23 protein-coding genes are annotated in these 23,639 nt (G+C 67.8%); 17 read left to right on the forward strand and 6 right to left on the reverse strand.

From position 1 onward, the window contains the following. The first annotated feature begins 42 nt into the window (after window positions 1-42). The gene (locus tag OHA18_RS28210; protein ID WP_328998335.1) at window positions 43-1,332 is read left to right on the forward strand and encodes a YibE/F family protein; all 1,290 of its coding nucleotides are present in this window, start codon (window positions 43-45) and stop codon (window positions 1,330-1,332) included. A gap of 108 nt (window positions 1,333-1,440) precedes the next feature. Continuing rightward, window positions 1,441-2,583, forward strand: a complete 1,143-nt coding sequence (gene eboE, locus OHA18_RS28215; protein WP_328998336.1) for a metabolite traffic protein EboE — start codon at window positions 1,441-1,443, stop codon at window positions 2,581-2,583. Here the strand turns inward: eboE and OHA18_RS28220 are convergent. Next, window positions 2,539-3,759, reverse strand: a complete 1,221-nt coding sequence (locus OHA18_RS28220) for an FAD-dependent monooxygenase (protein ID WP_328998337.1) — start codon at window positions 3,757-3,759, stop codon at window positions 2,539-2,541. The genes eboE and OHA18_RS28220 overlap by 45 nt on opposite strands. A 96-nt stretch (window positions 3,760-3,855) precedes the next feature. Between OHA18_RS28220 and OHA18_RS28225 the strand changes: the two genes are divergently transcribed. Then, window positions 3,856-4,398 (forward strand): TetR/AcrR family transcriptional regulator, encoded by a 543-nt coding sequence (locus tag OHA18_RS28225; protein ID WP_328998338.1) that lies wholly within the window; start codon window positions 3,856-3,858, stop codon window positions 4,396-4,398. Here the strand turns inward: OHA18_RS28225 and OHA18_RS28230 are convergent, their stop codons facing one another. Then, a complete protein-coding gene (locus OHA18_RS28230) occupies window positions 4,399-4,698 on the reverse strand; it encodes a DUF6703 family protein (RefSeq protein WP_328998339.1) in 300 nt (99 codons plus the stop codon). A 137-nt stretch (window positions 4,699-4,835) separates the two neighbouring features. On the opposite strand from OHA18_RS28230, the gene OHA18_RS28235 reads away from it, so the two are divergent. The 5 genes from OHA18_RS28235 (at window position 4,836) to OHA18_RS28255 (ending at window position 9,092) form a co-directional block, all read left to right on the forward strand. Then, entirely contained in the window at window positions 4,836-5,117 is a 282-nt protein-coding gene (locus OHA18_RS28235; RefSeq protein ID WP_328998340.1) for an antibiotic biosynthesis monooxygenase family protein, read from the forward strand. 81 nt (window positions 5,118-5,198) lie between these two features. Further along, complete coding sequence (locus OHA18_RS28240; protein ID WP_328998341.1) at window positions 5,199-6,584, forward strand: glycine--tRNA ligase; 1,386 nt, start codon at window positions 5,199-5,201, stop codon at window positions 6,582-6,584. Between the two features lie 2 nt (window positions 6,585-6,586). After that, entirely contained in the window at window positions 6,587-7,270 is a 684-nt protein-coding gene (locus OHA18_RS28245) for a hypothetical protein (RefSeq protein ID WP_328998342.1), read from the forward strand. Between the two features lies 1 nt (window position 7,271). Next, the gene (gene dusB, locus OHA18_RS28250) at window positions 7,272-8,393 is read left to right on the forward strand and encodes a tRNA dihydrouridine synthase DusB (protein ID WP_328998343.1); all 1,122 of its coding nucleotides are present in this window, start codon (window positions 7,272-7,274) and stop codon (window positions 8,391-8,393) included. A gap of 117 nt (window positions 8,394-8,510) precedes the next feature. Then, a complete protein-coding gene (locus OHA18_RS28255; RefSeq protein WP_328998344.1) occupies window positions 8,511-9,092 on the forward strand; it encodes a dihydrofolate reductase family protein in 582 nt (193 codons plus the stop codon). On the opposite strand, the gene OHA18_RS28260 is transcribed toward OHA18_RS28255, so the two are convergent. Genes OHA18_RS28260 through OHA18_RS28270 form a run of 3 tightly spaced genes read right to left on the reverse strand, consistent with a single transcriptional unit; the run spans window position 9,064 to window position 10,782 of the window. After that, entirely contained in the window at window positions 9,064-9,585 is a 522-nt protein-coding gene (locus tag OHA18_RS28260; RefSeq protein ID WP_328998345.1) for an AAA family ATPase, read from the reverse strand. The genes OHA18_RS28255 and OHA18_RS28260 overlap by 29 nt on opposite strands. A gap of 31 nt (window positions 9,586-9,616) precedes the next feature. Beyond that, window positions 9,617-9,838 (reverse strand): pyridoxamine 5'-phosphate oxidase family protein, encoded by a 222-nt coding sequence (locus OHA18_RS28265; protein ID WP_328998346.1) that lies wholly within the window; start codon window positions 9,836-9,838, stop codon window positions 9,617-9,619. A gap of 11 nt (window positions 9,839-9,849) precedes the next feature. Beyond that, window positions 9,850-10,782, reverse strand: a complete 933-nt coding sequence (locus OHA18_RS28270; protein ID WP_328998347.1) for an NAD-dependent epimerase/dehydratase family protein — start codon at window positions 10,780-10,782, stop codon at window positions 9,850-9,852. Window positions 10,783-10,871: 89 nt separating this feature from the next. Between OHA18_RS28270 and OHA18_RS28275 the strand changes: the two genes are divergently transcribed. From OHA18_RS28275 to ligD, 9 genes are all read left to right on the forward strand, one after another. Further along, entirely contained in the window at window positions 10,872-12,203 is a 1,332-nt protein-coding gene (locus tag OHA18_RS28275; RefSeq protein ID WP_328998348.1) for a hypothetical protein, read from the forward strand. Further along, window positions 12,170-13,492 carry an extracellular solute-binding protein gene (locus tag OHA18_RS28280; protein ID WP_328998349.1) on the forward strand — a complete coding sequence of 441 codons (1,323 nt, stop codon included), beginning with the start codon at window positions 12,170-12,172 and terminating at the stop codon, window positions 13,490-13,492. Before OHA18_RS28275 ends, OHA18_RS28280 begins: the two co-directional genes overlap by 34 nt. Window positions 13,493-13,494: 2 nt before the next feature. Then, on the forward strand, window positions 13,495-14,400 hold the full coding sequence (locus tag OHA18_RS28285; protein ID WP_328998350.1) for a carbohydrate ABC transporter permease: 906 nt from the start codon (window positions 13,495-13,497) through the stop codon (window positions 14,398-14,400). Further along, a complete protein-coding gene (locus OHA18_RS28290) occupies window positions 14,397-15,290 on the forward strand; it encodes a carbohydrate ABC transporter permease (protein ID WP_328998351.1) in 894 nt (297 codons plus the stop codon). The genes OHA18_RS28285 and OHA18_RS28290 overlap by 4 nt, the downstream gene beginning before the upstream one ends. A 3-nt stretch (window positions 15,291-15,293) precedes the next feature. Next, window positions 15,294-16,424 (forward strand): ABC transporter ATP-binding protein, encoded by a 1,131-nt coding sequence (locus OHA18_RS28295; protein WP_328998352.1) that lies wholly within the window; start codon window positions 15,294-15,296, stop codon window positions 16,422-16,424. Beyond that, window positions 16,421-17,356, forward strand: coding sequence for an acetylxylan esterase (locus OHA18_RS28300; RefSeq protein WP_328998353.1), 936 nt, complete (start codon window positions 16,421-16,423; stop codon window positions 17,354-17,356). The genes OHA18_RS28295 and OHA18_RS28300 overlap by 4 nt, the downstream gene beginning before the upstream one ends. Next, on the forward strand, window positions 17,353-18,198 hold the full coding sequence (locus OHA18_RS28305; protein WP_328998354.1) for an acetylxylan esterase: 846 nt from the start codon (window positions 17,353-17,355) through the stop codon (window positions 18,196-18,198). Before OHA18_RS28300 ends, OHA18_RS28305 begins: the two co-directional genes overlap by 4 nt. Further along, entirely contained in the window at window positions 18,195-19,268 is a 1,074-nt protein-coding gene (locus OHA18_RS28310) for a hypothetical protein (RefSeq protein WP_328998355.1), read from the forward strand. The genes OHA18_RS28305 and OHA18_RS28310 overlap by 4 nt, the downstream gene beginning before the upstream one ends. Window positions 19,269-19,340: 72 nt before the next feature. After that, the gene (ligD, locus tag OHA18_RS28315; protein ID WP_328998356.1) at window positions 19,341-20,312 is read left to right on the forward strand and encodes a non-homologous end-joining DNA ligase; all 972 of its coding nucleotides are present in this window, start codon (window positions 19,341-19,343) and stop codon (window positions 20,310-20,312) included. On the opposite strand, the gene OHA18_RS28320 is transcribed toward ligD, so the two are convergent. Next, on the reverse strand, window positions 20,309-23,626 hold the full coding sequence (locus OHA18_RS28320; RefSeq protein ID WP_328998357.1) for a HEAT repeat domain-containing protein: 3,318 nt from the start codon (window positions 23,624-23,626) through the stop codon (window positions 20,309-20,311). The genes ligD and OHA18_RS28320 overlap by 4 nt on opposite strands. Window positions 23,627-23,639 lie beyond the last annotated feature (13 nt).

Consider the following 23,639-nt stretch of genomic DNA (forward strand, 5'->3'; position numbering starts at 1 on the left):
TTCATTTAATTGGAACTGGTTGTCAAAACAGGGAGTCACACGATGGCCAGCCGCAACGTCGGGCGCCGGCGCGCCGACCACCGGAGCAACCGGCACCGGAAGCTGGAAATTCCCCACGGCCACGGACACGGCCATGGTCACGGTCACGGCGACCACGTGGTCGACACGTCGGTCGTGAACTCCGACGCGATCGTCGCCCGGCGGGTCCGGATCGTCGTCGCGGCGGTGCTGATCCCGCTGCTGCTGGCCGCGGTCGTCGGGATGATCGTGATGTGGCCCAGCGGCGACGTGAAGGTCGCGTCGTACCAGACGTCCACCGTCCGGGGCGAGGTCACTGCGGTCAAGGCCTGCCCTGCGAAGCAGAAGGACCAGTGCGACGAGGCGACGGTCAAGCTCACGTCCGGGCCGGACAAGGGCAAGGTGGTGCCGATCCCGGTTCCCAAGGCGAACCAGACGCCGATCCCGGTCAAGGTCGGCCAGTCGATCATGCTCGGCGTGGACAACGGCGCGAAGACCCTCGCCGAGCGGTACTCGTACGTCGACCACGACCGGACCAAGTCGTTGCTGCTGCTGGCCGCGCTCTTCGCGGTCGCGGTCGTCGCGCTGTCGCGCTGGCGGGGTTTCGCGGCTCTGATCGCCTTGGCGGTGACGGCCGTCATGCTGACGCAGTTCATCCTCCCGGCGATCCTCAAGGGCGAGAACGCGCTGCTGGTCGCGGTCGTCGGCGGCACAGTGATCATGGCGATCGCGCTGTTCCTGACCCATGGCATCAATGCCGAGAGTTCGATCGCGTTGTCCGGGACGGTGGCTGCGCTCGGGCTGACGGTGTTCCTCGGCTGGTTCTTCACCAAGTTCTGCCAGCTGAGCGGATTGGCGTCCGATGGCGCCTCGGGTGCCAAGTCGCTGGTGCCCGACATCGACCTGACCGGCTTGCTCGTCGCGGGCATGGTGATCGGTGCCCTGGGCGTGCTGGACGACGTCACTGTCACACAGGCGGCAGCCGTCTGGGAGCTGTCCGCGGCGAACCCGTCCGCCAACCGCCGTGAGCTGGTCGCCGCGGGCCTGCGCATCGGCCGGACTCACGTCGCTTCTGTGGTCAACACGCTCGTGCTCGCGTACGCCGGCGCCGCGCTGCCGGTGCTGCTGGTCTTCGCGATCCAAGGTCTGCCGGGCCGAGCCGTCCTGTCCACCGAGTCGGTGGCGATGGAGATCGTCCGCGGCCTGGTCGGCAGCCTCGGCATCATCGCCGCCGTCCCGCTCACCACCGCCCTCGCCGCGATGGCGGTCGCGGACCGCTCCCGCGAACTGGTCGCCGACGCCGAACGCATCTAACGGAAAATCAGCCCTTCCACCTGGCCCGTCAGGCTTCTACAGTGCAGATAGGTCACGGAGAGTCCGCCCGTCATTACCTTCGGTGGCCGTACGGGGTGAGGAGCGCTGATGAGATTCCGTCATCGGGACGGTTCGACCGTCCATTTGGGGTACTGCGCGACCGTGCATCCGGCCGCGGAGCTCGACGAGCTGATCGCCGGCCTGGACAGCTGCGCCGGACCGGTTCGAGCTGCCCTCGGCGTACCTGTGCTGGGCGTCGGGCTGTGGTTCCCGCACCGGCTGGCCGACCGGCTCGCGAACTCGCCGTCCTCGCTCAGCAGGCTCCGCCGGTCGCTGCAGCGCAATCGGCTCGAAGTCGTCACCCTGAACGGAACACCGCACTCGAGTTTCACCGACAAGGTCGTCGCCACCACGCTGTACTGCCCGGACTGGACCGACCCGGAGCGGCTCCGCTACACCCTCGACCTGGTCGATGTCCTCGCCGAACTGCTGCCCGCCGACGCGTCGTACGGGTCGGTCTCGACCGTGCCGCTCGCCTGGCGCGCGCCGTGGTCGAAGGCGCGCAACCGTGCCGCGCGCGAGGCGTTCGACCGCGTCGAGCAACACCTCGCCCGGACCGAGACCAGGACCGGCAGGACGATCCGGATGGCGGTCGAGACCGAGCCGGGCTGCGTGCTCGAGATGGTCGGCCAGGCCTCTGCTTGGCTGGACCGCTACTCCAGCCCATACGGCGGTGCGTCGCGCATCGGACTGGGATTGGATGCGTGCCATCTGGCCGTGCAGTTCGAAGAGCCGGCCGATGTGTTCGAGCTGCTGTGGCGGTCAGGAGTCGATGTGGTCAAAGGGCAGCTGTCGGTCGCACCGACGCTGGTGGACCCGTCGGATGCGGCCGGGCGCTACGTGCTCGGTCAGCTCGGTACGCCGAAGTACCTGCGGCAGGTGCGTGAGTGGGGTGGACCGGGAGTGGACGACGTGGCGCAGGCGTACGAGCTGTCCGGGCACGCGGCCTGGCGGATGCACGCCCACCTGCCGGCCCACGCCGCGCCACCGGACCAGTTGAGCGTGACTACCGGCGTACTCGACGACTGTCTGACCAGACTGGTCGGTGGTGGCCATCCACTCACGCACCACCTGGAGTCCGAGGTGTACGCGTGGCCGCGTGCTCGACAGACCATGGCTAAGCGGATCACCAAGGAGCTGGCGTGGCTACGCGATCGGCTGACCAACCTGGGGCTGGAAGAGGTCCACTGAGCTGAGCGTCTTGCCCACTGCGTTCTGCGACCAGATGAAGCGCTGCACTGGTGTCGGCAGCTTCGGAAGCGCCGCAGCGGCGAACGGCATCAGCCGCAGGGCGAGCGGACTGCCCGGGATGATCGTGCCCATCAGCTTCGGACCGATTCGCCGACTCGACTCCACCAGCGGCCGGATGATCCGCTCGTAGTTCTTCAGTCCGGACGCCAGATCGCCCCGGGCCGCCGCCAACTCACCAGCCAGGATGTACGCCGTCACCACAGCCAGACTCGTGCCGCCGCCAACAGCTGGTCCGGGACAGTAGCCCGCATCTCCAACCAGGCCGATGCGCCCACTGGTCCAGGTGTCCAGCGTGATCTGTGCGATCGAGTCGAAGTAGAAGTCCTCGGCCGACTCCAGGTGCTCCAGCAGCTGCGGCACCTTCCAGCCATAGTCGCTGAACTCCTTCACCAGCAGGGCTTTCTGCTCGTCCTTGTCGCGGTAGTCGTAGTGCAGCTCGTGCGGCGTCCGGAACAGGAAGCCGCTGCGCGTCTGGCCGGTCTGGTGCACGCCGTAGATGCCGACGAGCTTGTCGACCGACATGTGCGCGAGCGTGTGGTTGCCGACCTCGAAGATGTCCGGCATCGAGAACACGGCGAGGTATCCGCCGAGCCAGCGACGCAGCGGTTCCTCCGGGCCGAACGCCAGCCGGCGTACGTTCGAGTGCAGGCCGTCGGCGCCGATGACCAGGTCGAACCGTCGTTGCGTGCCGGAGTCGAACGTGACGTCCACACCGGTCCCGTCGTCGTGCAGGCTCGCGATCGAGTCGCCGAAGACGTACTCGGTGGTTTCGCGCGTGGCGTCGTACAGGATCCTGGTCAGTTCGCCGCGGAGGATCTCCACGTGGCTGCTCGAGATCCCGGCGTACATCCGGCTGAGGTCGACCTCGACCGGGCGCCGTCCGAACCGCTCGATGGTCATCGCCTCGATGCGGGTGCGGGCCGCGTCGATCGCGTCCCAGCAGCCCATCCGGCGGGTCACCTCGGCGGCGGAGCTGAACAGGTCGACGGCGTGGCCGCCGAGTCCGTGCCGTAGTTCGGGCGTGCGCTCGACGATCGTCGGCTCGAAGCCGTAGCGGTGCAACCAGTGGGCGAGCACCGGACCGGCCACGCTCGCGCCCGAGATCAGGACCTTCATCGCAACCCCCTGACGTTTGTTTACTTAACGGAAGGTAAGCAAAAGGCCGGGCGTTGTCAATGGCTTACTTACCGGAAGGTCAGTTAATCTTCGGGTATGCCGAGACAACGGACCGGGGACACCCGGGCGCGGATCCAGCAGGCCGCGCTGGAGCTGTTCGCCGAGCAGGGGCTGCAGCAGACCAGCCTGCGCGACATCGCCGACCGGCTCGGCGTGACCAAGCCGGCGCTGTACTACCACTTCGTGTCCCGCGAGGACCTGCTGAACAGCCTGGTCGAGCCGATGATCGCGGACTTCGAGGCGTACGCCGCCGCGCAGCAGGCCGCCGCGCCGGTCGCCCCGCGCGAACTCCTCGGCTCGTACTTCGATCTCGCCTACCGGCACCGCAAGCTGATCCAGCTCGCGATCCGCGACCTCTCGGTACTGCACGAGCTCAAGCTGGCCGACCGCTTCATCGAATGGCGCGGCGCGCTCGCGGAGCTGCTGATCGGCACCGAGCCGACGTTGCCGGACGTGGTGCGCTGCATGGTCGCGCTCGGCGGCCTGTCCGACTGCGCGGTCATGCTCGACCAGGTGCCGGTCGACGAACTACGGGAGGCCGCGGTCGAAGCGGCGTACGACAGCCTCGGCCGGCCCTGATCAGCTCGCGATCCGCGACACCGCGAACAGCAGGATCACCAGAATCGTGAACAACCGCAGGAACTTCGGCCCACCGGTGACGGCCGGCCACGACAGGAACGCCAGCCACCCCAGCAACAACGCCAGCAACACCAGCGCCGGCACCCCCAGCACAACCGGAGCAAAAACTCCGGCCAGCGCCAGCACCAGGGTGATCCCCGGCAGAGTCAACTTCGGCGCGGCATGCAGCCTCGCAACATACGGATAACTGATCTTGGTCAAACGCTGCCGCATCGACCCAACCGGCTGACTGCTGCTCATTGGCCCATTGTTCCAGGCCCCGGCAACCGTACCGACGAACGGGTAGTAGTGGTCTTGGCGTCGACGGTTCCGCCTGAAGTCTGCGGGTGTGGGGTGCCCGGAGCTGACCACTACCCGTTCTTCGGTACGCTCCAGAGGTGTTCGTGGTGATTAGGTTTCGGGTGGGGTCGGAGGAGCAGGCCGGGTTTGCCGAGCGGGTGCGGACCGCGGTTGCGGTGCTCGCGGAGCAGAAGGGGTTCGTGTCGGCGCGGGTGGGGCGGAACGTGGACGACCCCGAGTTGCTGGCGTTGGACCTGGAGTTCGTGAACGTCGGGAGTTACCGGCGGGCGTTGTCGCCGTACGAGGTGAAGATGGCTGCGGTGCCGCTGTTGTCGGAGGCGATCGACGAGCCGACGGCGTACGAGGATTTGCTGAGCTGACACGGATTCGATGACGGCCACCCCGGACCGATAGCCTGGACCTTTCCGTAGCTTCACCTGTGCCTGTTCTGGAGTCGAAAAGTGCCCGTGGAAACCGTCGATGCCGTCGTCAGCCTCAGCAAGCGGAGAGGCTTCGTGTACCCCTGCGGCGAGATCTACGGCGGTACCAAGTCGGCCTGGGACTACGGACCGCTCGGGGTCGAGCTGAAGAACAACGTCCGGACCCAGTGGTGGCGGACGATGGTGACCGGCCGGGACGACATCGTCGGCCTGGACTCCTCGGTGATCCTGCCGACCAAGGTCTGGGAGGCCTCCGGCCACCTGTCCGAGTTCGTCGACCCGCTGACCGAGTGCCAGTCCTGCCACAAGCGCTTCCGCGACGACCACCTCCGTGAGGACTTCGCCCGCCGGAAGAACAAGGACGTCGACGACGTCAAGCTGGCCGAGATCGCCTGCCCGAACTGCGGCAACAAGGGCACTTTCACCGAGCCGCGGATGTTCAACGGCCTGCTGAAGACCTACCTCGGCCCGGTCGAGTCCGAGGAGGGTCTGCACTACCTCCGCCCGGAGACCGCGCAGGGCATCTTCATCAACTTCGCCAACGTGATGGGCACCGCCCGGAAGAAGCCGCCGTTCGGCATCGCCCAGATCGGCAAGAGCTTCCGCAACGAGATCACCCCGGGCAACTTCATCTTCCGGACCCGCGAGTTCGAGCAGATGGAGATGGAGTTCTTCGTCGAGCCCGGCTCGGACGAGGACTGGCACGAGTACTGGCTGAAGGCCCGCTGGGACTGGTACACCGGCCTCGGTCTGAACCCGGACAACCTGCGGTTCTACGAGCACCCGAAGGAGAAGCTGAGCCACTACTCGAAGCGCACCGTCGACATCGAGTACCGGTTCAACTTCGGCGGCAAGGAGTTCGACGAGCTCGAGGGCATCGCGAACCGCACTGATTTCGACCTGTCCACGCATTCCAAGCACTCCGGCGCCGACCTGTCGTACTTCGACCAGGAGAAGGGCGAGCGCTGGACGCCGTACGTGATCGAGCCCGCGGCCGGCCTGACCCGCAACGTGCTCGCCTTCCTCCTCGACGCGTACACCGAGGACGAGGCGCCGAACGCCAAGGGCGGCGTGGACAAGCGGACGGTACTGCGCTTCGACCCGCGCCTCGCCCCGGTCAAGGCCGCCGTCCTGCCGCTGTCCCGCAACGCCGACCTGTCGCCGAAGGCGCGTGACCTGGCCGCCGAGCTGCGGAAGAGCTGGAACGTCGACTTCGACGACGCCGGCGCGATCGGCCGCCGGTACCGCCGGCAGGACGAGATCGGTACGCCGTACTGCATCACCGTCGACTTCGACACCCTCGAGGACCACGCCGTGACGATCCGGGAGCGCGACTCGATGAAGCAGGAGCGGGTCGCGTTGACCGAGGTCACCGGGTACCTCGCCCAGCACCTGGTGGGTTGCTGACGATGAAGCTGTCTCGGGATCGAGTGCGCTTCGGGCTGGCCGTCTTCGGGTTGTCCGCTCTCGCGGTGTTCCTGTTGTCGGCGTGTTCGGACAGCAAGCCGGAGGCGGGCAGTTCGCCCTCTGCGCCGAGCTCCTCCAGCGCGCCGTCATCGAGTGCGCCGATCCCGACCGCGTCGACCCCGGCGCTGACTCCGCTGCCGACCCCGTCGAAGCCTTGGCCGACTCCCAAGGTGACCGGTGAGCCGGCCGACGACGCGCCGCTGGCTCAGCGGATCACGTTCGCGATCTCCAAGCAGGCGCAGATCGCGGCCGGCAAGGCGGCCACCACGACGGTGAAATGCCCCGGCATCGAGAAGGTCGAGACCGCCGGCAACCACGAGCTGACCTGCACCGTGACGTACGCCGGGAAGTCCTACAGCGGCACGTTGACGGTCGACGCGAAGCAGTACTCGGCGTCGTACAAGTTCACCTCGGACTCGGTGGCGATCGTTCGCGCGAAGGTCGTCGACGCAGTGCAGCGCACGGCCCCCGACGCCGCGAAGGTGACCTGCACGATGGATGATGTTGCCGTGGTCAAGCATTCCGACGCGGGCATCGCCTGCGACGTGACCACGACCGCGAACGCCGTACAGCCTTATAAAGCACAGGTTTCCGGCAACGGCCAGGTCCTGGTCGCGAAGGCCTGACATGCTTTCCTTGGGCAACCTGACAATCGACACGCCCGTGGTGCTGGCGCCGATGGCCGGCATCACCAACGCGGCGTACCGGCGGCTGTGCGCCGAGCAGGGCGCCGGGCTGTACGTCTGCGAGATGATCACCTCGCGCGGCATCGTCGAGGGCGATCAGAAGTCGCTCGACATGCTCACGTTCGACGCGCGCGAGACGGTACGCTCGGTGCAGTTGTACGGCGTCGACCCGGTCTACATCGGGCGTGCGGTGGAGATCCTCTGTGATGCTTACGGCGTCGCGCACATCGACCTGAACTTCGGCTGCCCGGTCCCGAAGGTGACGCGCAAGGGCGGTGGCGCCGCGCTGCCCTGGAAGCGGAACCTGCTCGGCGCGATCCTGCGGTCCGCGGTGCACGCGGCGACGCCGTACGGCGTGCCCGTGACGATGAAGACGCGGATCGGGATCGACCTGTCCCACCAGACTTATCTGGACGCCGGGCAGATCGCTGAGGAGTCGGGCGCCGCGGCGATCGGGTTGCACGGGCGGACGGCGGCGCAGGCGTACTCCGGTCAGGCGGACTGGTCGACGATCGCGTCGCTGGTGGAGCACGTATCCATCCCGGTGCTGGGGAACGGCGACATCTGGGAAGCCGGCGACGCGCTCCGGATGGTCGCCGAGACCGGTTGCGCGGGAGTGATCGTCGGGCGCGGATGCCTCGGCCGGCCGTGGTTGTTCCGCGACCTTGCGGTTGCCTTCTCCGGTGGCGAGGCTTTGAATCTGCCGTCCCTGGGCGAGGTTGCCGTTGTGATGCGGCGGCATGCGGAGCTGCTGGCTGAGCTGATGGGGGAGCAGCGCGGACTCCGCGACTTCCGCAAGCACGTCCCGTGGTACCTGAAGGGCTTCCCGGCCGGCGGCGAGCTGCGCGCGTCACTCGGCATGGTCGACACCCTCGCCCACCTCGACGAACTCCTCGCCCAGCTGGACCCGACGGTCCCGTTCCCGGTCGCCGAGCTGGGCGCCCCTCGCGGCCGCCAAGGCAGCCCCCGAGACCACATCGTCCTGCCCCAAGGCTGGCTCGACGACACCGACGGCCTCACCGCCGACCTCGCCGACGCAGAAATCGGCGTCTCCGGCGGCTGACTGCCAGACACCGGCAAAGGTCACCGCCGGTCCCGAAATGCCCCGCGCTCTGTCGGATCGGCGTACGAGAGTTCGTAGTACAAGGGAGGAACTCGACCGCAGCTGAAGGAGACCATCATGACCGCGACGTACACCTTCGACATCTTTTGCACGCTTGACGGGTTCGGCTCGTACGACGGTGGTGACTGGGGTGGGTATTGGGGGAAGGCCGGCCCGGAGTTCCTCGACCGGAGACTCGCCATGGTCAGCGAGAACCAGCGCATGATCCTCGGTGCCAACACCTACCGGCAGTTCGTCGAGGTGCTCGGTCCCAGCCGGGAGGAATCCACGGTCGGCGACCCCGTCAACACCCGGATGATGACACTGCCGACCACCGTGGTGTCGAACAGCCTCGAAGCGCCCCTCACCTGGCAGAACGCAGCTGTCGAGCGCGGCGACGCAGTCGATGTCGTGGCCCGTCTCAAGCAGGAATCCGACGTACCTCTGCGCTCCTACGGCAGCGTCTCGATGAACCGCGCGCTGATGGCAGCCGGTCTCGTCGACCGCGTCCAGGTGACGGTGTTCCCGGTGATCTCCGGTCAGACCGGGGTGGACCCGATCTTCCAAGGGGCCGCCGACTTCGACCTCGAGCTGCTCGAGGCTCGCACCCTCGACGGCAGCACGCAGGAGCTCATCTACCGTCCCACCCTGCACGCCTGACGAAGGCCTGCAGGTCATCCGCGTTTCTGACCCGTACGGCGTCCTCGTCGTCGGCCGGTGGCTCGAAGTCGGCGAGGTGCTGATCGAGGACTGCGTCTGTGACGTCCCGCCGGCGCGGATCGAGCCGATTCGCAGCCCGACGCCGGCGAATCGTCGCCTGGTCGACGTCGACGTAGATCAAGGTGAAGTCGACGTCGGCAGCCGCGGCCAGCGAACGCCAGCCGTCGCGGAGGAACCGCGGCGAGCTGGTGTCGTCGACGACAACCGACGCACCCGAGCCGAGCAGTCCGCGAACCTCGCCGGACGCCAACTCATGGGTTCGCATCCACTCTTCCACCGGGATCCCGTCACCGCCCCACAAGCCGCGGCGCTCGTTGATCTCGTCAAGACTCACGATGCTCGCCGACAGGACCGGCGCCAGGGTCCGCGCAACCGTGCTCTTCCCGGAGAACGAGGTCCCGCACAGCAACACGAGTCCGTTGCGCAGAGCCATGCCCGCATCGAAGCACACCAGCCGGTTCAGCTCATGCCGACCTTCTGCCGGCCGGCACGATCGACAACGCGAGCCGCGGATCGCGGCGCAGGTTGTGGGCCTTCTCCATCCCGGGGCCGGTGAAGAACACGATCTGCTCGCCGCGCGTACCGGCGTACACCGGCGTGCTGTGCGGGGAACCGTCGGGGAGGATCGTTGCCAGGTGGGCGAACGCGGCGCCGTCGAGGACGCGGCGGATGGTGGCGTCGAGCATGGTCGGGCCGTTCAGCGGGCGTTGGTGGTGCGCCAGGTGATGTAGTCGGCGACGGCTTCGGGGAAGGTGAAGGAAGGGGTGAAGCCGGTCTCCTCGGTCAGGCGGGCGATGTCGAGGTGCGGGCTGGTGTCGCCGCCGGGTTCGACAGTCAGTTGGCCGGCCGCTTCGCCGTACACGAAGGGTTTGCCGCTGGAGACGTTGTAAGTGGTGTGGTTCAAAGCGTCCGCCGTCACGAGCAGAGCGATCGCACGGCCCATGTCAGGCGCGTAGCACCAGTCGCCGCCGGCGTCGGCCGGCAGGGGCGTGGGGGTTTCGCCGCGGAGTACGGCGCTGACGAACGGCGGAATCGGGCTGAAGATGGACTCCGGGTCCATCAGCGGGCCCCAGGTCGAGCCGATCCGGAGCACGATCGGCTGGATGCCGGTCCCGGCGAGGCTGTGCGTCGTCACCGGCTCGACGGCCTTCTTGAAGGCGACGATCAGGTGCGGGAGGTCGGCGGTCGGTAGCGGAAGCCCTTCGTGCCAAGGGGATGCGTCCTGCCCGATGTACACCCCGATGCTGCTGGCAACCGCAAACCGACGTACACCCCACGTCCGCGCCGCATCCAGCGCGTTGAACAGCGCCTCGGTGTCATGACGGAAGTACGCGACCGGATCGTCGGCCGGGATCGAGCCGGCCAGATGCACGATGTCGCTGAACTCGTAGCGCGACCCGAGGGCGAGGAACGCGTCCCGGTCGGTGACGTCGAGCTGCTCGACGACGACTTTGCCATCCAGGAACGACGGGGGATCGGTACGCCGGTGGGACGTGACCACGACCTCCTGTCCGAGGTCGAGGAGGGCGCGGGCGGTGTGGGCGCCGATCATGCCGAGCCCACCGGTGACGAGAATCATGCCCGCGACGCTAGACCGGTACGACGCCGCGGTCTTGAACGAATCACGCACGATCCCTTGACCTGAGGGGCGGTTGCAGGGGAGCTTGGACGGCATTGGATTTACGAGTCATTTCCGAACCTGGTTCGTAAAGGAGTGCCGTGGACATCGTGATCGGGGTCGTCACCCACGTGACCCATCACGAGCTGTTCCACGACGCGGCGCGCACGCTCGGCGGGGTGGGGCTGGAGTGGGTCAGCTACGACCACGAGGACGAGATCCGGGACAAGGTCGCCGAGTTCCTGAGTACGACGCGACTCGACGGCTTCCTGGCCGGTCCGGTGCCGTACACCGCGAGCCGCGAACTGCTGCCGCCCGGTCTGCCGGTCGGCGTGATCCGGTCGTCCGCGCTCGACCTGACGCTGGCGCTGTACCGCGCCCAGGAACGCGGCTGGGGTCGTACTCCGGTCAGCATCGACACGTTCCCGGCCGACGCGGTCGAGGCGGTCGCCACCGCGCTGGACCTCGATCAGGACCAGATCGATTGCTTGCCCTACGCACCGACCCAGAGCGTCGACGAGATCGCCGACTTCCACCGCGCGGCGTACCAACGCTTCGGCGACCGCAGCTACGTGATCAGCGTGCGCGCGGCGGTCCGCGAGCAGCTCGACGGGCAGATCCCGATCATGAGCGGCATGCCGGTCCCGGCGACGATTCGCACCGAGTTGCACGAGCTCGCGCTGCGGATCGAGTCGGAGCGGGCCAGCGCGCAGCGGTTCGCGGCCGGGGTGTTCCTGATCTCGCAGTCCGCGGACGAGGAGCGCGCCCGGATCGGTCTGATGAACCACCTGCTCAACACTCCCGAATTCGCCGGCGCCTGGATCGAGAACCGCGGGCGTCGCGGTGTGGTCGTCTTCGCCCACAAGGCGTTGTTCGAGCGCATCACCCGCAACTGGGTCGCCGTACCCGCGCTGGCCGAGACCGCCGCGGCGCTCGGTGCGCAGATCTCCGCCGGCTTCGGTGTCGGTGTGTCGGCGCGCAACTGCGTCCTGCTCGCCGAGCAGGCGGCCGCGCGCGCCGAGCTGTCCGAAGAACCCTGCGCGTACCTCTTCGAGGACAGCGGCGTCGTCATCGGCCCGATGGGGCCGGCCGGCGAGGCGCTCCGGTTCTCGTATCGCGAGCACGGCGAAGAGGTCGAACAACTGGCGAAGTACGTCGGTCTGAGCGCTGTCACCGTCTCGCGGCTGGCCGCGCTGGACCAGGAACTACAAGGCCGCACGCTCTCGCCTGGAGAGCTTGCCGGTCATCTCGGCATCACGGATCAGAGCGGACGCCGGCTGATCCGCACCCTCGACGCAGGCGGCCTGGTGAGCGTCGAGGGCACCGCCCAGCACCACCCCAAAGGACGCCCGACGCGTCTGTACCGACTGCGCATCGCCCAAGCGTTGGAGGCACAACCATGGAGCTCACCCGCCGCCACATCCTCAAGCTGACCGGTCTCGGACTGGCCGCCCCTGCCCTGCTGTCCGCCTGCTCGAACGACTCGTCGTCCGGAGGTTCCGGCGACGGCAGCGTGAAGTTCGAAGGCTGGGACTACGAGGCCGCACTGGTTCAGCAGAACCTCGACAACTTCACCAAGACCAGCAACATCAAGGTCGACTACACCCCGATCACGAGTGCGCAGTACGTCCAGAAGGTCGTTGCCGAATTCACCGGCGGCGGCGGGGCCGACGCGCTCTACGTGTACGACGACTCACTCGCGGCCTGGGTCGAAGGCGAGTACCTGCAACCGCTCGACGGCCTGCCCGGGGTCGACGAGGTGTACGGCGCGATCTACCCGGGCAACGCGGAAGCGATGACGTACCAGGGCAAGCGCTACGGCCTGCCGTACTACACCGACGCGAACTGCCTGACGTACAACGCCGGGATCCTCGCCAAGGCCGGAATCACCAAGGCACCGGCCAGTCTCGAGGAGCTCGAGGCGCAGGCGCTGAAGATCAAGAACGCCGGCCTGCTGGAGTACCCGATCGGTCTGCCCGCGCAGCTGTCCGACACGTGGTGGTCGTGGGTGTGGGCGCTCGTGTTCGGCAGCGGCGGCAACCTGTTCGACGATCAGCAGAACCCGATCATGAATACCTCTGACACCGTGTCAAAGGATGTCTTCGCCTGGTTGCAGCAGGCGGCGAACAAGTCCAAGGTGATCGACCCGGCGTCCCTGCAGTTGCTGCCGGTCCCGATCGACAACGCGATGAAGGCGAACCGGTACGCGTACACGATCGGTGCGCGGTACGCGAGCCGCGACTACAACGACCCCGCGAAGTCCAAGGCCGCGGGCCAGATCCGGATGGCGCTGGTACCGAGCCTGGACGGCAAGGAGCACGCGACGGTCAGCAACACCCGGATGTACGGGCTGGCCAAGGACACCGAGGTCAAGGACAACGCGTTCAAGCTGCTCACGTACCTCGGCGGGTACGACGACAAGAAGCAGCCGTACACCGCGAAGTTCTGGTTCCTGCAACGTGGACTCGGCTTCGCGTACAAGGCGATGGGCTCGGACCCGCAGATCACCGTGGCGCTGAAGAAGTTCGCCGACCCGGTGGTATACCAGCATCTGGCCGAGATCGCGAAGCCGCGCAACGTGCTCGGGGTGCCTTGGTATACCGAATTCGAGACCGAGATGCACAAGGTCGTCCAGGGCGTGCTCAGCAACCAGACGCAGCCGTCCGCGGCCGTCGCCTCGCTCGCGCAGACCGTGGAAACCCTGAAGAAGAAGTACTCCTAGGGATGGCTGTCCTCGCCGAACGCCGGCCGCTGGGCGACGCCGCCAAGGCCTGGGCGCTGAACGCCCCGGCCATGGTGGTGATCGCCCTGCTGGTCGCCTATCCGATCGGGTACTCGTTCTACGTCAGCCTGCAGAAGAACAACCTGAAACGCCCACGGGCGAAGCGGTTCATCGGGTTCGACAACTACAAGTCGCTGCTCAGCGATCACGCGTTCCTGTCCGCGTTGAAGGTGTCCGCGCTGTTCGTGGTCGTCGTGCTCGGGCTGACCGTCGTCCTCGCGCTGGTCCTGGCCCTGGTGCTGAACGAGCGGTTCCACGGGCGCGGTCTGCTGCTCAGCCTCGCTTTGTTGCCTTGGGCAATGCCCGGAGTGGTGAACGGCCTGATGTGGCGGACCATCTTCGATGCGAAGACCGGCGCGCTGAACGGCCTGCTGCAACAGCTCGGCCTGATCGACGACTACCACGCCTGGCTGACCTCGGGCACCGGAGCCTTCCTCTTCACCGCGCTCGCGCAGGTGTGGAACACGCTCCCGTTCTCGGTCATCATTCTGCTCGCCGGATTGTCGACAATCCCCTCGGAGCTGTACGACGCGGCGACGGTCGACCGCGCCGGCGCCTGGCGTCGGTTCACCCAGGTCACCGTGCCGTGGCTGCTGCACCCGCTCCTGATCGTCCTCATCCTCGAGACGATGAACGCGTTCCGGGCCTTCGACACCATCTACGTCCTCACCGGCGGCGGCCCCGGCGATGCGACCACGACGATCGCGCTGCTCGACGTACAGACCGTCCTCACCTTCACCGACTTCGGCCTCGGCAGCGCCTACGCCTGGGTGATCACCGCCATCACCCTCCTCATCTCGGTCGGCTACATCGGCCTCCTGTACCGAAAGGGGAACTTCGAAGTATGAGCACTCTCGTACGCGCTCCACTGCGCTATCGGATTCCCTGGAAGAAGATCGTTCTCTACGTGCTGGCGGTCGCGTTCGCGCTGTATCTGGTGTTGCCGTTCTACTGGATCGTGGCGATGAGTTTCATGCACGAGGTGGATGCGCTCTCGGTTCCGCCGCACTGGATCCCGGTCCATCCGACGCTGGAGAACTACCTCGGGTTCATCCATCCGAACGACGCACAGCAGCTCGTCGGCGGGCGGGCCGTGTCCGAGACGCCGTACTCGCTGCGGAACAGCCTGATCGTGGCGACGTCCACCGCCCTGCTGAACCTGGCGCTGGCGACGTTCGCGGCGTACTCGTTCTCGCGGTTGAAGTTCCGGGGGAGTCAGGTGCTGCTCGTGCTGTACCTGCTGACCCGGATGGTGCCGGGGATCGCGATCATCATCCCGTTCTACCTGCTGATGCGGTCGTTCGGCCTGCTGGACACCTACCTGGCGCTGATCCTGTCGTACACGACGTTCGCGCTGCCGATCACGATCTGGATCCTGAAGGACTTCTTCCGGTCGGTACCGCGGGAGCTCGAGGAAGCGGCCCGGGTCGATCGGTGCGGGTGGTTCCGGACGATGTGGACCGTGTTCCTGCCGGTCGCGGCGCCGGGGCTGGTCGCGGCCGCGGTGTTCGCGTTCATGACCGCGTGGAACGAGTTCATGTTCGCGCTGTTCCTGACCAGTACGAAGGCGGCGAAGACGATCCCGGTGGTGGCGGCGAACTTCGCCACCGACTTCAACACCCAGTTCACCGTGATGGCCGCGGCCGGTGTGCTCGCGGTCGTGCCACCCCTGGTGCTGGCCCTGCTCTTCCAGCGCAAGCTGGTCCAGGGCATGGCCGCCGGAAGCGTGAAGGGCTGACTGATGGCAGAGGTTCGACTCGAAGGCATCACCAAGTCGTTCGGCGGCAAGACCGCGGTGAACGACCTCAACCTGACCGTCGAGGACCAGGAGTTCCTCACCCTGGTCGGACCGTCGGGTTGTGGAAAGTCGACAACCCTACGAATGATCTGCGGCCTGGAACGCGCGACCGAGGGACACATCTTCTTCGACGGCAAGCCGGTGAGCTGGCTGCCGGCCAACAAGCGCGACGTGTCGATGGTGTTCCAGAGCTACGCGCTCTACCCGCACAAGACGGTCCGGCAGAACATCGGGTTCGCGCTGAAGATGATGCGGGTGCCCAAGGCAACGATCGCCGAGCAGGTGCTGCAGGCGGCGCGGACGCTGGACATCGAGGACCTGCTCGATCGCAAGCCACGGGAGCTGTCCGGTGGCCAGCGGCAACGAGTTGCGCTCGGCCGGGCGATCGTCCGCGACGCCGGCGCGTACCTGCTCGACGAGCCGCTCTCCAACCTCGATGCCCAACTGCGGGTGCTGATGCGGGCGGAGATCAAACGCCTGCACGTGGATGTCGCGCGGACGTTCATCTACGTGACGCACGACCAGGTCGAGGCGATGACGATGTCGGACCGGATCGCGGTCATGCGCGACGGCGTCATCCAGCAGTGCGCGACGCCGGAGGAGATCTACGAGCGGCCCGCGAACCGTTTCGTCGCGTCGTTCATGGGTTCACCCCCGATGAACTTCATCACCGGCGACCTGTCCGACGTCGACGGCATCCGGACGTTCCGCAGCTCCGCGATCAGGCTCGCCCTCACCGGCACGCGCCCGAACGAGCAGCCGAGCGCGCCGTCCGGCGGCGCGCCGGCCGACCGCCGGGTCGTCCTGGGCATCCGCCCCGAAGACATCACCCTGTCCACCACCCCGGTCGACGGCCACCACCCCGGGAAGGTGTTCGTCTCCGAACCGCTCGGCCCCGACGTCCTCGTCACCGTCCGGGTCGAGGGCGAACTGATCAAGGCCCGCGTCCCGACCCCGTTCGGCCTCGGCCACGACAGCACGGTGTACGTCGGCCTCAACCCGAACCGCCTGCACCTGTTCACCGCGTCCGACGGCACCGCACTCCACGCCCCGAATCGAGAGGAACGCTCTTGAGAGACCCCGAGAACTCCACCGTCGAGGTCGAACTGCCCGACGACTTCGACGACTTCTGGGCGGCCGGTCTGGCCGACTGTGCGTCGTACCCGCTGGACCCCGTGCTCACCGAGATGCCGACCCTGTCCACGGACAGGGTGATTGTCTACGATCTGCGCTACACGAGCTACGGCGGTCTGCGGATCGCCGGCTGGTACACCGTCCCGCGCGACCGCCCCGGGCCACTGCCCGCCCTCGTCACGATCCCCGGCTACATCTCGGAGCCGACCATCCCGAAGGAGTGGTCCGAGCTCGGGTACGCCGCGCTCGCGGTCGCGCCCCGCGGCAAGCTGCGGTCGAACGACACCTTCAACCCCGGCTACCCGGGGCTGCTGACGCACAACATCGTCGACCACAACACCTACGGCTATCGCGGGTTCTATCTGGATGTCGTCCGTGCGGTGGAAGTGTTGCTGGATCGTCCAGATGTCGACAATCTGCGGATCGGATTACAGGGGTCGAGTCAGGGCGGTGGGTTGGGGATCACCACAGCCGCGCTGCTGCCCGACGTGATCCGGTGCGTGGCGGCGGGTGCGCCGTACCTCTGCGGGATCATGACCGCGCCGACGCTGACCCGGTCGTACCCGTACGAAGAGATCAACGAGTACCTGCGGATCCATCCGAAGGACGTGGACCGGGTGCGCGAAACGGTCGCGTACTACGACGGGCTGAACTTCGCGCCGAAGGTCCAGGCGCCGACCTTGCTGTACGTCGGACTCGAGGACGACGTGTGCCCGCCGGAGACCGGGTTCGCGCTGCAGCGCGCGCTGACGTGTGAGACCACGCTGCGTACCTATCCACACTGCGCGCATCACGCCGGCCTGCCGGATGTGATGCAGGTCGTCGAGGACTTCCTGGCCGAGCACCTCACCCCGGGAACGGTGAACTCATGAACTTCGACAGCTACTGGTCCGCCGTCGACGACGAGCTGGCGGCGATCCCGGGCCGGCCGGTGCTCGATCTCCTGCCGGCGCGGACGACCGAGGAAGCAACGTTCTACACGCTGCGGATCACCAGCACGGGTCCGTACCGCGTGTACGGGAACCTCAGCATCCCGACCGGCGACGGGCCGTTCCCCGCGCTGCTCATCACCCCGCGCTACGGCAGCGTCAACAACATCCCGCATCCGAACGACCGCAGCCGGTACGTCGTCCTGAGCCTCATGCACCGCGGTCAGCGGCTCGCGGACGAAGGGTTCGCGGCGGCGTACCCAGGATTGTTGACAATGGGCATCGACGATCCCGCGACGTACATCTATCGGGGGATCGCGGCGGACTGTCTGCGGGCGGCGGAGTTCCTGCGAGGGCTGGACGAGGTCGATCCGGAGCGAGTCGCGGTGACCGGAGACGATCTGGCCGTGCTGACGGCTGCGCGGCGGCCCGGGTTCAGTGCGGTGCGGGTGACGGACCTGCTGTTCTACCGAGCGATGGAGGCGCGGCTCAGATCGTCCATGTATCCGTTGGAGGAGCTCAACGATCACCTGCGAGCAGGCTCCTCCACCGAGACGCTGGCGACCACGCTGTCGTACTTCGACCCGCTGCGGCACGCGCCTGCAGTCACCGGTCGGACATTGTTTGCAATCGACAATGAAGACTGGTGTGGGCCGCTGATCTCCGCCGTACCGGATGCTGAGGTCTACAACGTCACGCACCTGGACGGCACCGACAACGACTTCCTCGACGCGTGGCTGGCGGAGCGATTCGGAGTACCCGCAATGTCGAAGTTCATCGCATGACGGGGCCGCTGGGGGTGCGCCCGGTCATCAACGCCAACGCCACGGTCACGTTCCTCGGCGGCTCGCTGATGCCACCGCCGGTCGTCCAGGCGATGGCCGACGCCGCCACCCGCTTCGTCGACCTTCCCGAGCTGCAGCTGCGCGTCGGTGAGCGGCTCGCTGAACTGACCCACAACGAGTCCGCGTACGTGACCTCCGGCGCGGCAGCCGCCATCACGCTCACGATCGCCTCCTGCATCACGACTGAGTCGCAGGCCTTCCCGACCGAGGCCGAGGTCGTGATGTTCGCGAGCCAACGCAACGGCTACGACTACTCGGCACGCTTCCTCGGCGTCCGCATCCACGAGATCGGCCCGTCCGTCGAAGATCTGCAGGCAGCACTCGTACGCCGGCCGGCCTGCGTGCTCTGGATGGCCGGCGCGCACTACGCGGCTGGCGCTCTGCCGATCGAGGAGGTGGTCCGGGTCGCGCGGGAAGCCGTTCCGCGGGTGCCGGTGATCGTGGATGCCGCGGCTCAGATCCCGCCGGTCTCGTCGCTTTGGCGATTCACGAGGGATGTCGGCGCCGACGCGGTGATCGTCAGCGGTGGGAAGGGGCTGCGCGGTCCGCAGGCGAGCGGGCTGGTGCTGGGGAAGACGTGGCTGGTCGACCGGATCCGCAAGCACTCTTCGCCCAACCACGAGATCGGGCGGGGGATGAAGGTGGGCAAGGAGGAGCTGATGGGCCTGCTTGCCGCGGTCGAGTGGACGCTGCAGCAGGACGAGGAAGAGCTGCTGGCCGGCTACGAGAGGATTGTCGACAATTGGATCACGGGGCTGCAGACAATCCCAGGAGTGGTCGTCGAACGCGGCTACCCAAGCGAGGCCGGCCAGCCCCACAGCCGCGCAGTACTCAGACTCCCCGGCACCCGCGACGAGGTGATCAAGCAGCTGTGGGACGGCGACCCGAGGATCGCCGTCGGCACCTTCGGCCTCCCCGATGACGCAATCGCCCTCAACCCCCAAACCCTCCAACCCGGCGAGGAAGAGCTGGTGCTCCAAGCCCTCCTCACCATCCTCACCCCCACCTGACCCGCGCCCGTCCGCCAAGCCCCGAGCGATCAAACATCCCCGCCGGCGGCGAAAGCCTTCTAAGCTCTGGGGATGGCGAGCAAGCCGGATGAGACGCGGGACGGCGTTGACCTGACCAACCTGGATCAGCCGTTGTTCGACGGGGCGGAGGCGACCAAGCGGGACCTGGTCGACTACCTGGACGCGGTGCACGAGCGGATCCTGCCGGAGCTGCGGGAGCGGCCGCTGTCGGTGATCCGGATCCGTCCGGGACAGCCCAAGTTCATGCAGAAGAACGTTCCGAAGTACACCCCGGACTGGGTGAAGACCGTGCCGGTCTGGGCGGAGGCGTCGAAGCGCGAGGTGTCGTACGCGTTGTGCGACGACCGGCGGACGCTGCTGTGGTTCGCCAACCAGCGCGCGGTCGAGTACCACCCGACGCTGATGCGCGCCGACCGCTGGGACCGCGTCACGCACCTGGTGCTCGACCTCGACCCGCCGGAAGGAGAGACGTTCACGATGGCGGTTCAGGCGGCGCTGCTCGTACGCCAGGCGCTGACCGACTCCGGGCTGTCCGGCGCGGTCAAGACGAGTGGTGCGAAGGGCGTGCACGTGATCGTGCCGATTGTCGACACGGTGTCGATCGAGGACGCCGCGGCCGCGACCCGCGCGATCGCCGCGCGCGCCGAGAAGATCGATCCGTCGGTCGCGACAACGGCGTACATCAAGGAGGACCGGCACGGGAAGGTGTTCGTCGACTCGACCCGTTCCGGCGGGGCGACGATCGTGGCGGCGTACAGCCCGCGGGTCCGGCCCGGTACGACGGTCTCGTACCCGGTGGGCTGGGACGACATCGAGAGCGTGACCCCGCGCGACTTCACCGTCCGGACCGCGCCCGCCCTCCTCGGTGACAACGACCCGTGGGCCGACCAGCTGCCCGCACCACAAGACCTTCCCGAGGGCCTCCTGGAAGAAGGTCGCGCGATCCCGATCGCCCGAGTGATCGCGATGCACGAGGGCAAACGCCGCAAACGAGCCCGCGAAGCCGCCGAGAAGGAGTCCTAGACCTCGGTCGCGGTCTTCAGGTTCAGGGCTTCGTGCCGTACGTCAGGATGCGGATGGTTACGCAACTCGACCAGCAACTCGCGCCAGGCCGGCGCCCAACCGGTGCGCTGTCCGGCCGCACCGATCAGCGAGCGAGCAACGAGGCCTGACATCAGCTTCTCGCCGCGGAGCATGGTGCGCGCCGGCTCCTCGAGCAGTTCCGGCGTCCAGTGCGACGTGAGCATGCTGAGCCGCCCGCCGAGCCGGGACGACGCGTAGTACGCCGCCAACGGACGTCCCTCGACTGCATCGACGAGGGTACGGAGTTCGGTCTCGAGGTTGTGCCAGTCGACCGAATCGACGAGGAGCTCCAATCGCAGCCACAGCAGATCCGGGCTGTCGAGCTCCGCGGCGACCGTCTTGAGGATCTGCCGATCCGGCCGTGCGTGGAACGCCTGGCTCAGCCGCTTGACGAGCACCTCGAGCCGCTGCCCGGCCGGATGATCGCGATCAGCCAGCGCGTCAGGGAGCCGAGGATCGGCCTCGAGCCGGACCAGCAGGCGTGCCGCCCTGACGACCTCGTCCCGTGACAACTCAGGATCGATGGCGACCAATGCCGTGATCGCGTCGTTCCAGACCGTCGGGGTGGAGAGATCGGCGATGAAGTCCACGCAGATCGGCGCGACCGCGGGATTCCACCGCGCCCACCGCGGCAGCGAACGCACCGCGCTCCGGACCACCTCGGGTTCCGGCCGGTTCGTGACCGCCACCAGCAGATCGGCGTACCGGGCGCGGTACTTCGACGCCATCCCGTACGCCGGGCGTTGGGTAAGGACTGTCGCCGTCGCCGCGCTGTCGTGCACAGCCTGCTGCAGCAACGCCCAGCTGGCAGGCTCATGCAGCAGGTACTGCGATGCCGCGCTGGCGATTGCTGCCTTCACATCACGATGCGCCGAGGCCCACGCGTCGGCGAGGACAGCACTGGCGCCGGGCGCGCGCAGCTTGCCGAGCAGGCGGGCCGCCTCCTTGCGGGAGGTGATCTTCACGCCCTCGCCGACCAGCACCGGGTGCAGCAGGCCGGGCAATCGGCTCGGCCGTACGAAGAGGGCGGCCCGCGTCGCCGCATAGATCGCGACCCGGGCGCGGTCGTCACCGGCATGCGCAAGCAACACCGGTAATGCCTCCTGCGGCGCTTCCGTCCACGCCAACGCGCCGAGCGCCGCCTCCTGCAACAACACGGATTCATGGGTCAGGAACGGCTCGAGCGCGGCGCGGCCGGCATGCGGGACGTGGCCCAGCATCGAGACCGCGTTCGCGCGTGCCCAGTCCGGCATCCGCTCGTCATCGGCCGCGCCGGCGACGAGTTCGGCGTACCGCTCCTGCTGGCGGGGCAACCAGCGGCGGATCGCGCGGTCCGAGACCTGCCACGCCGGGTGATTCCGGTCGAACCGGCGGATCCGGCCGGGATGCGCGAGTACGGCGTCCAGCAGGTCCGTCCGTACTTCGGTCACCGCCTGCCAGACGGGATCCCAGCGCGCCATTCCGGCATCGCGCGTGATGATCCGCTCGACCCGCTCGCCGCGCGTCTTCGACGGCCACAGCCACAGCTCGGTCGCCTCGGCGACGGTGTACTCCTGGTTCGACCAGACTGCCTGCTCGAGTGCGGCCTGCAGGTGCGCGTTCGACCAGCCGCGCTCGTCGAACGCGCGCGAGATCGCGAACGTGAGCCGGAACTCCTTCCGCGCCACCCCGTCGTCGACGTACCTCCGCAGTACGTCGTACACCGCCGTCTCGCGCCCGCGCGGCAGCCCCTCGATCAGCCTGTACAGCGCGATCGAGCCCTGGTTCTCCGTCAGCCGCCCGTGCGCCTGCAGACCCCACTCGACCAGCGCCGGATCGTTGCGTCGGGCACCTTCCTGCACGGCGGTGATCGCGAGGGTGTTGAGCGCTTGCTGGGTGCCCCAACTGGTGTCCCGCGCGTCCAGGGCGTCCGACAGCAAGGTCTCGAGCGAGCCCGTCAGGGCGCCGCTCATCGTCGAGGGCGGAAGTTTGCTGACCGCTCGCAGGACGGCCTGGCGCACGGTGTCTCGATCGTTCCGGGACCGCGTCGCCCACGAGACCGCAGCCTCGACGTCAGCGGGTTGTCGCGAATGTCCGGCCGACTCGACGATCGCCCGGTACACCCTTCCACGATCATCGGCGTCCGGCTGGGTGATCTCCGGCTCGAGCAGCGCGAACGCCTCGTCGTACGGCAGGAACGCGGTGATCTGCCAGCGCAGATGATTGCTCTCGGCAACCGCTGCGACGGTGAGCATCCGCCGGGCCTGCTCGAAGCGCAGCCGGCGGGGGAGCAGTGCGAGGACTTCGGTGGACAGCACGACCTGCCCGAGGTCGAGGATGCTGGTGATGCCGTCGAACACCGCTGCGCGCCGGGACGGCGGCAGGTCGCCGAGGAGGCTGGGCAGGATGGGCCACGAGAGTCGGCCGAGCGCGATCAGGTCGTCGTCGGAGTAGCGGTACAGCCGCCGGCGTACGGCGGGAGTGAGGGCATTGGGCAACGACCAGGCCCGCTCCGGGGCCAGCAACATCCGCAGTACCGCTGCCGGGTCGGCGTCCATCAGCCGCCCGAGGACCGAGATGATTGCTGAAGGCAACTGATCCGGTGGCAGCGCGGTTGTCAGTAGCGCGGCGACCTGTGCGGGGTCGTGCTCGAGCGTCCCGGCCACGCCGTACGCCGTGCCCTGCCACCACTCGTCGCGATCCGGCCCGGACGGCAGCGTGCTGTGTGCGTACGCGAGGACGACCTTCGGGTGCCGCGATCCGAGGCGCTCCCACTCGCCGGGACCGAGGATGTAGGCGAGCTCGGACAGCAGACGCTCGACGGTCTCGCCGTCAGCGCCGGCGAGCAGGCCCGCGGCGGCGCGGTCGCCCCAGCGTTCGCGGTGGTCATCGATGAGGCGTGCGGCGAGTGCGGACCTGCCGGTCTTGCGGATGATCTGCAGGAGCTTGGTGCGCAGTACGGCGGGCGCGTCGTCGTACAGGATCCGCAGGTCGTCGTCGGAGACCGCGACACCCCTGCCGACCGCCGCGAGCGCGCGATGCTGCACCGCCGGCATCGGGTCATTCAGCAGGCGCGTCACGTGACCGGTCTCGACGGCGACCTGCGCGATGGTCGCGCCGAGAGTCCGCTCGTACGGTGTACCCCGCCCTAGGTCGTCGAGGAGCCGGCCGAGCTCGGCCGTCCCGCGCAACCGTCGCCCTTCGAGCGCCACCCGCCGCAGCCGGTCACCGTACGAAAGCTGGTCGATCGCCCGCAGCAGGTCGGAAGCTCGCATACCTCCATCCTGC

The sequence above is a fragment of the Kribbella sp. NBC_00709 genome (assembly GCF_036226565.1).
GTDB lineage: Bacteria > Actinomycetota > Actinomycetes > Propionibacteriales > Kribbellaceae > Kribbella.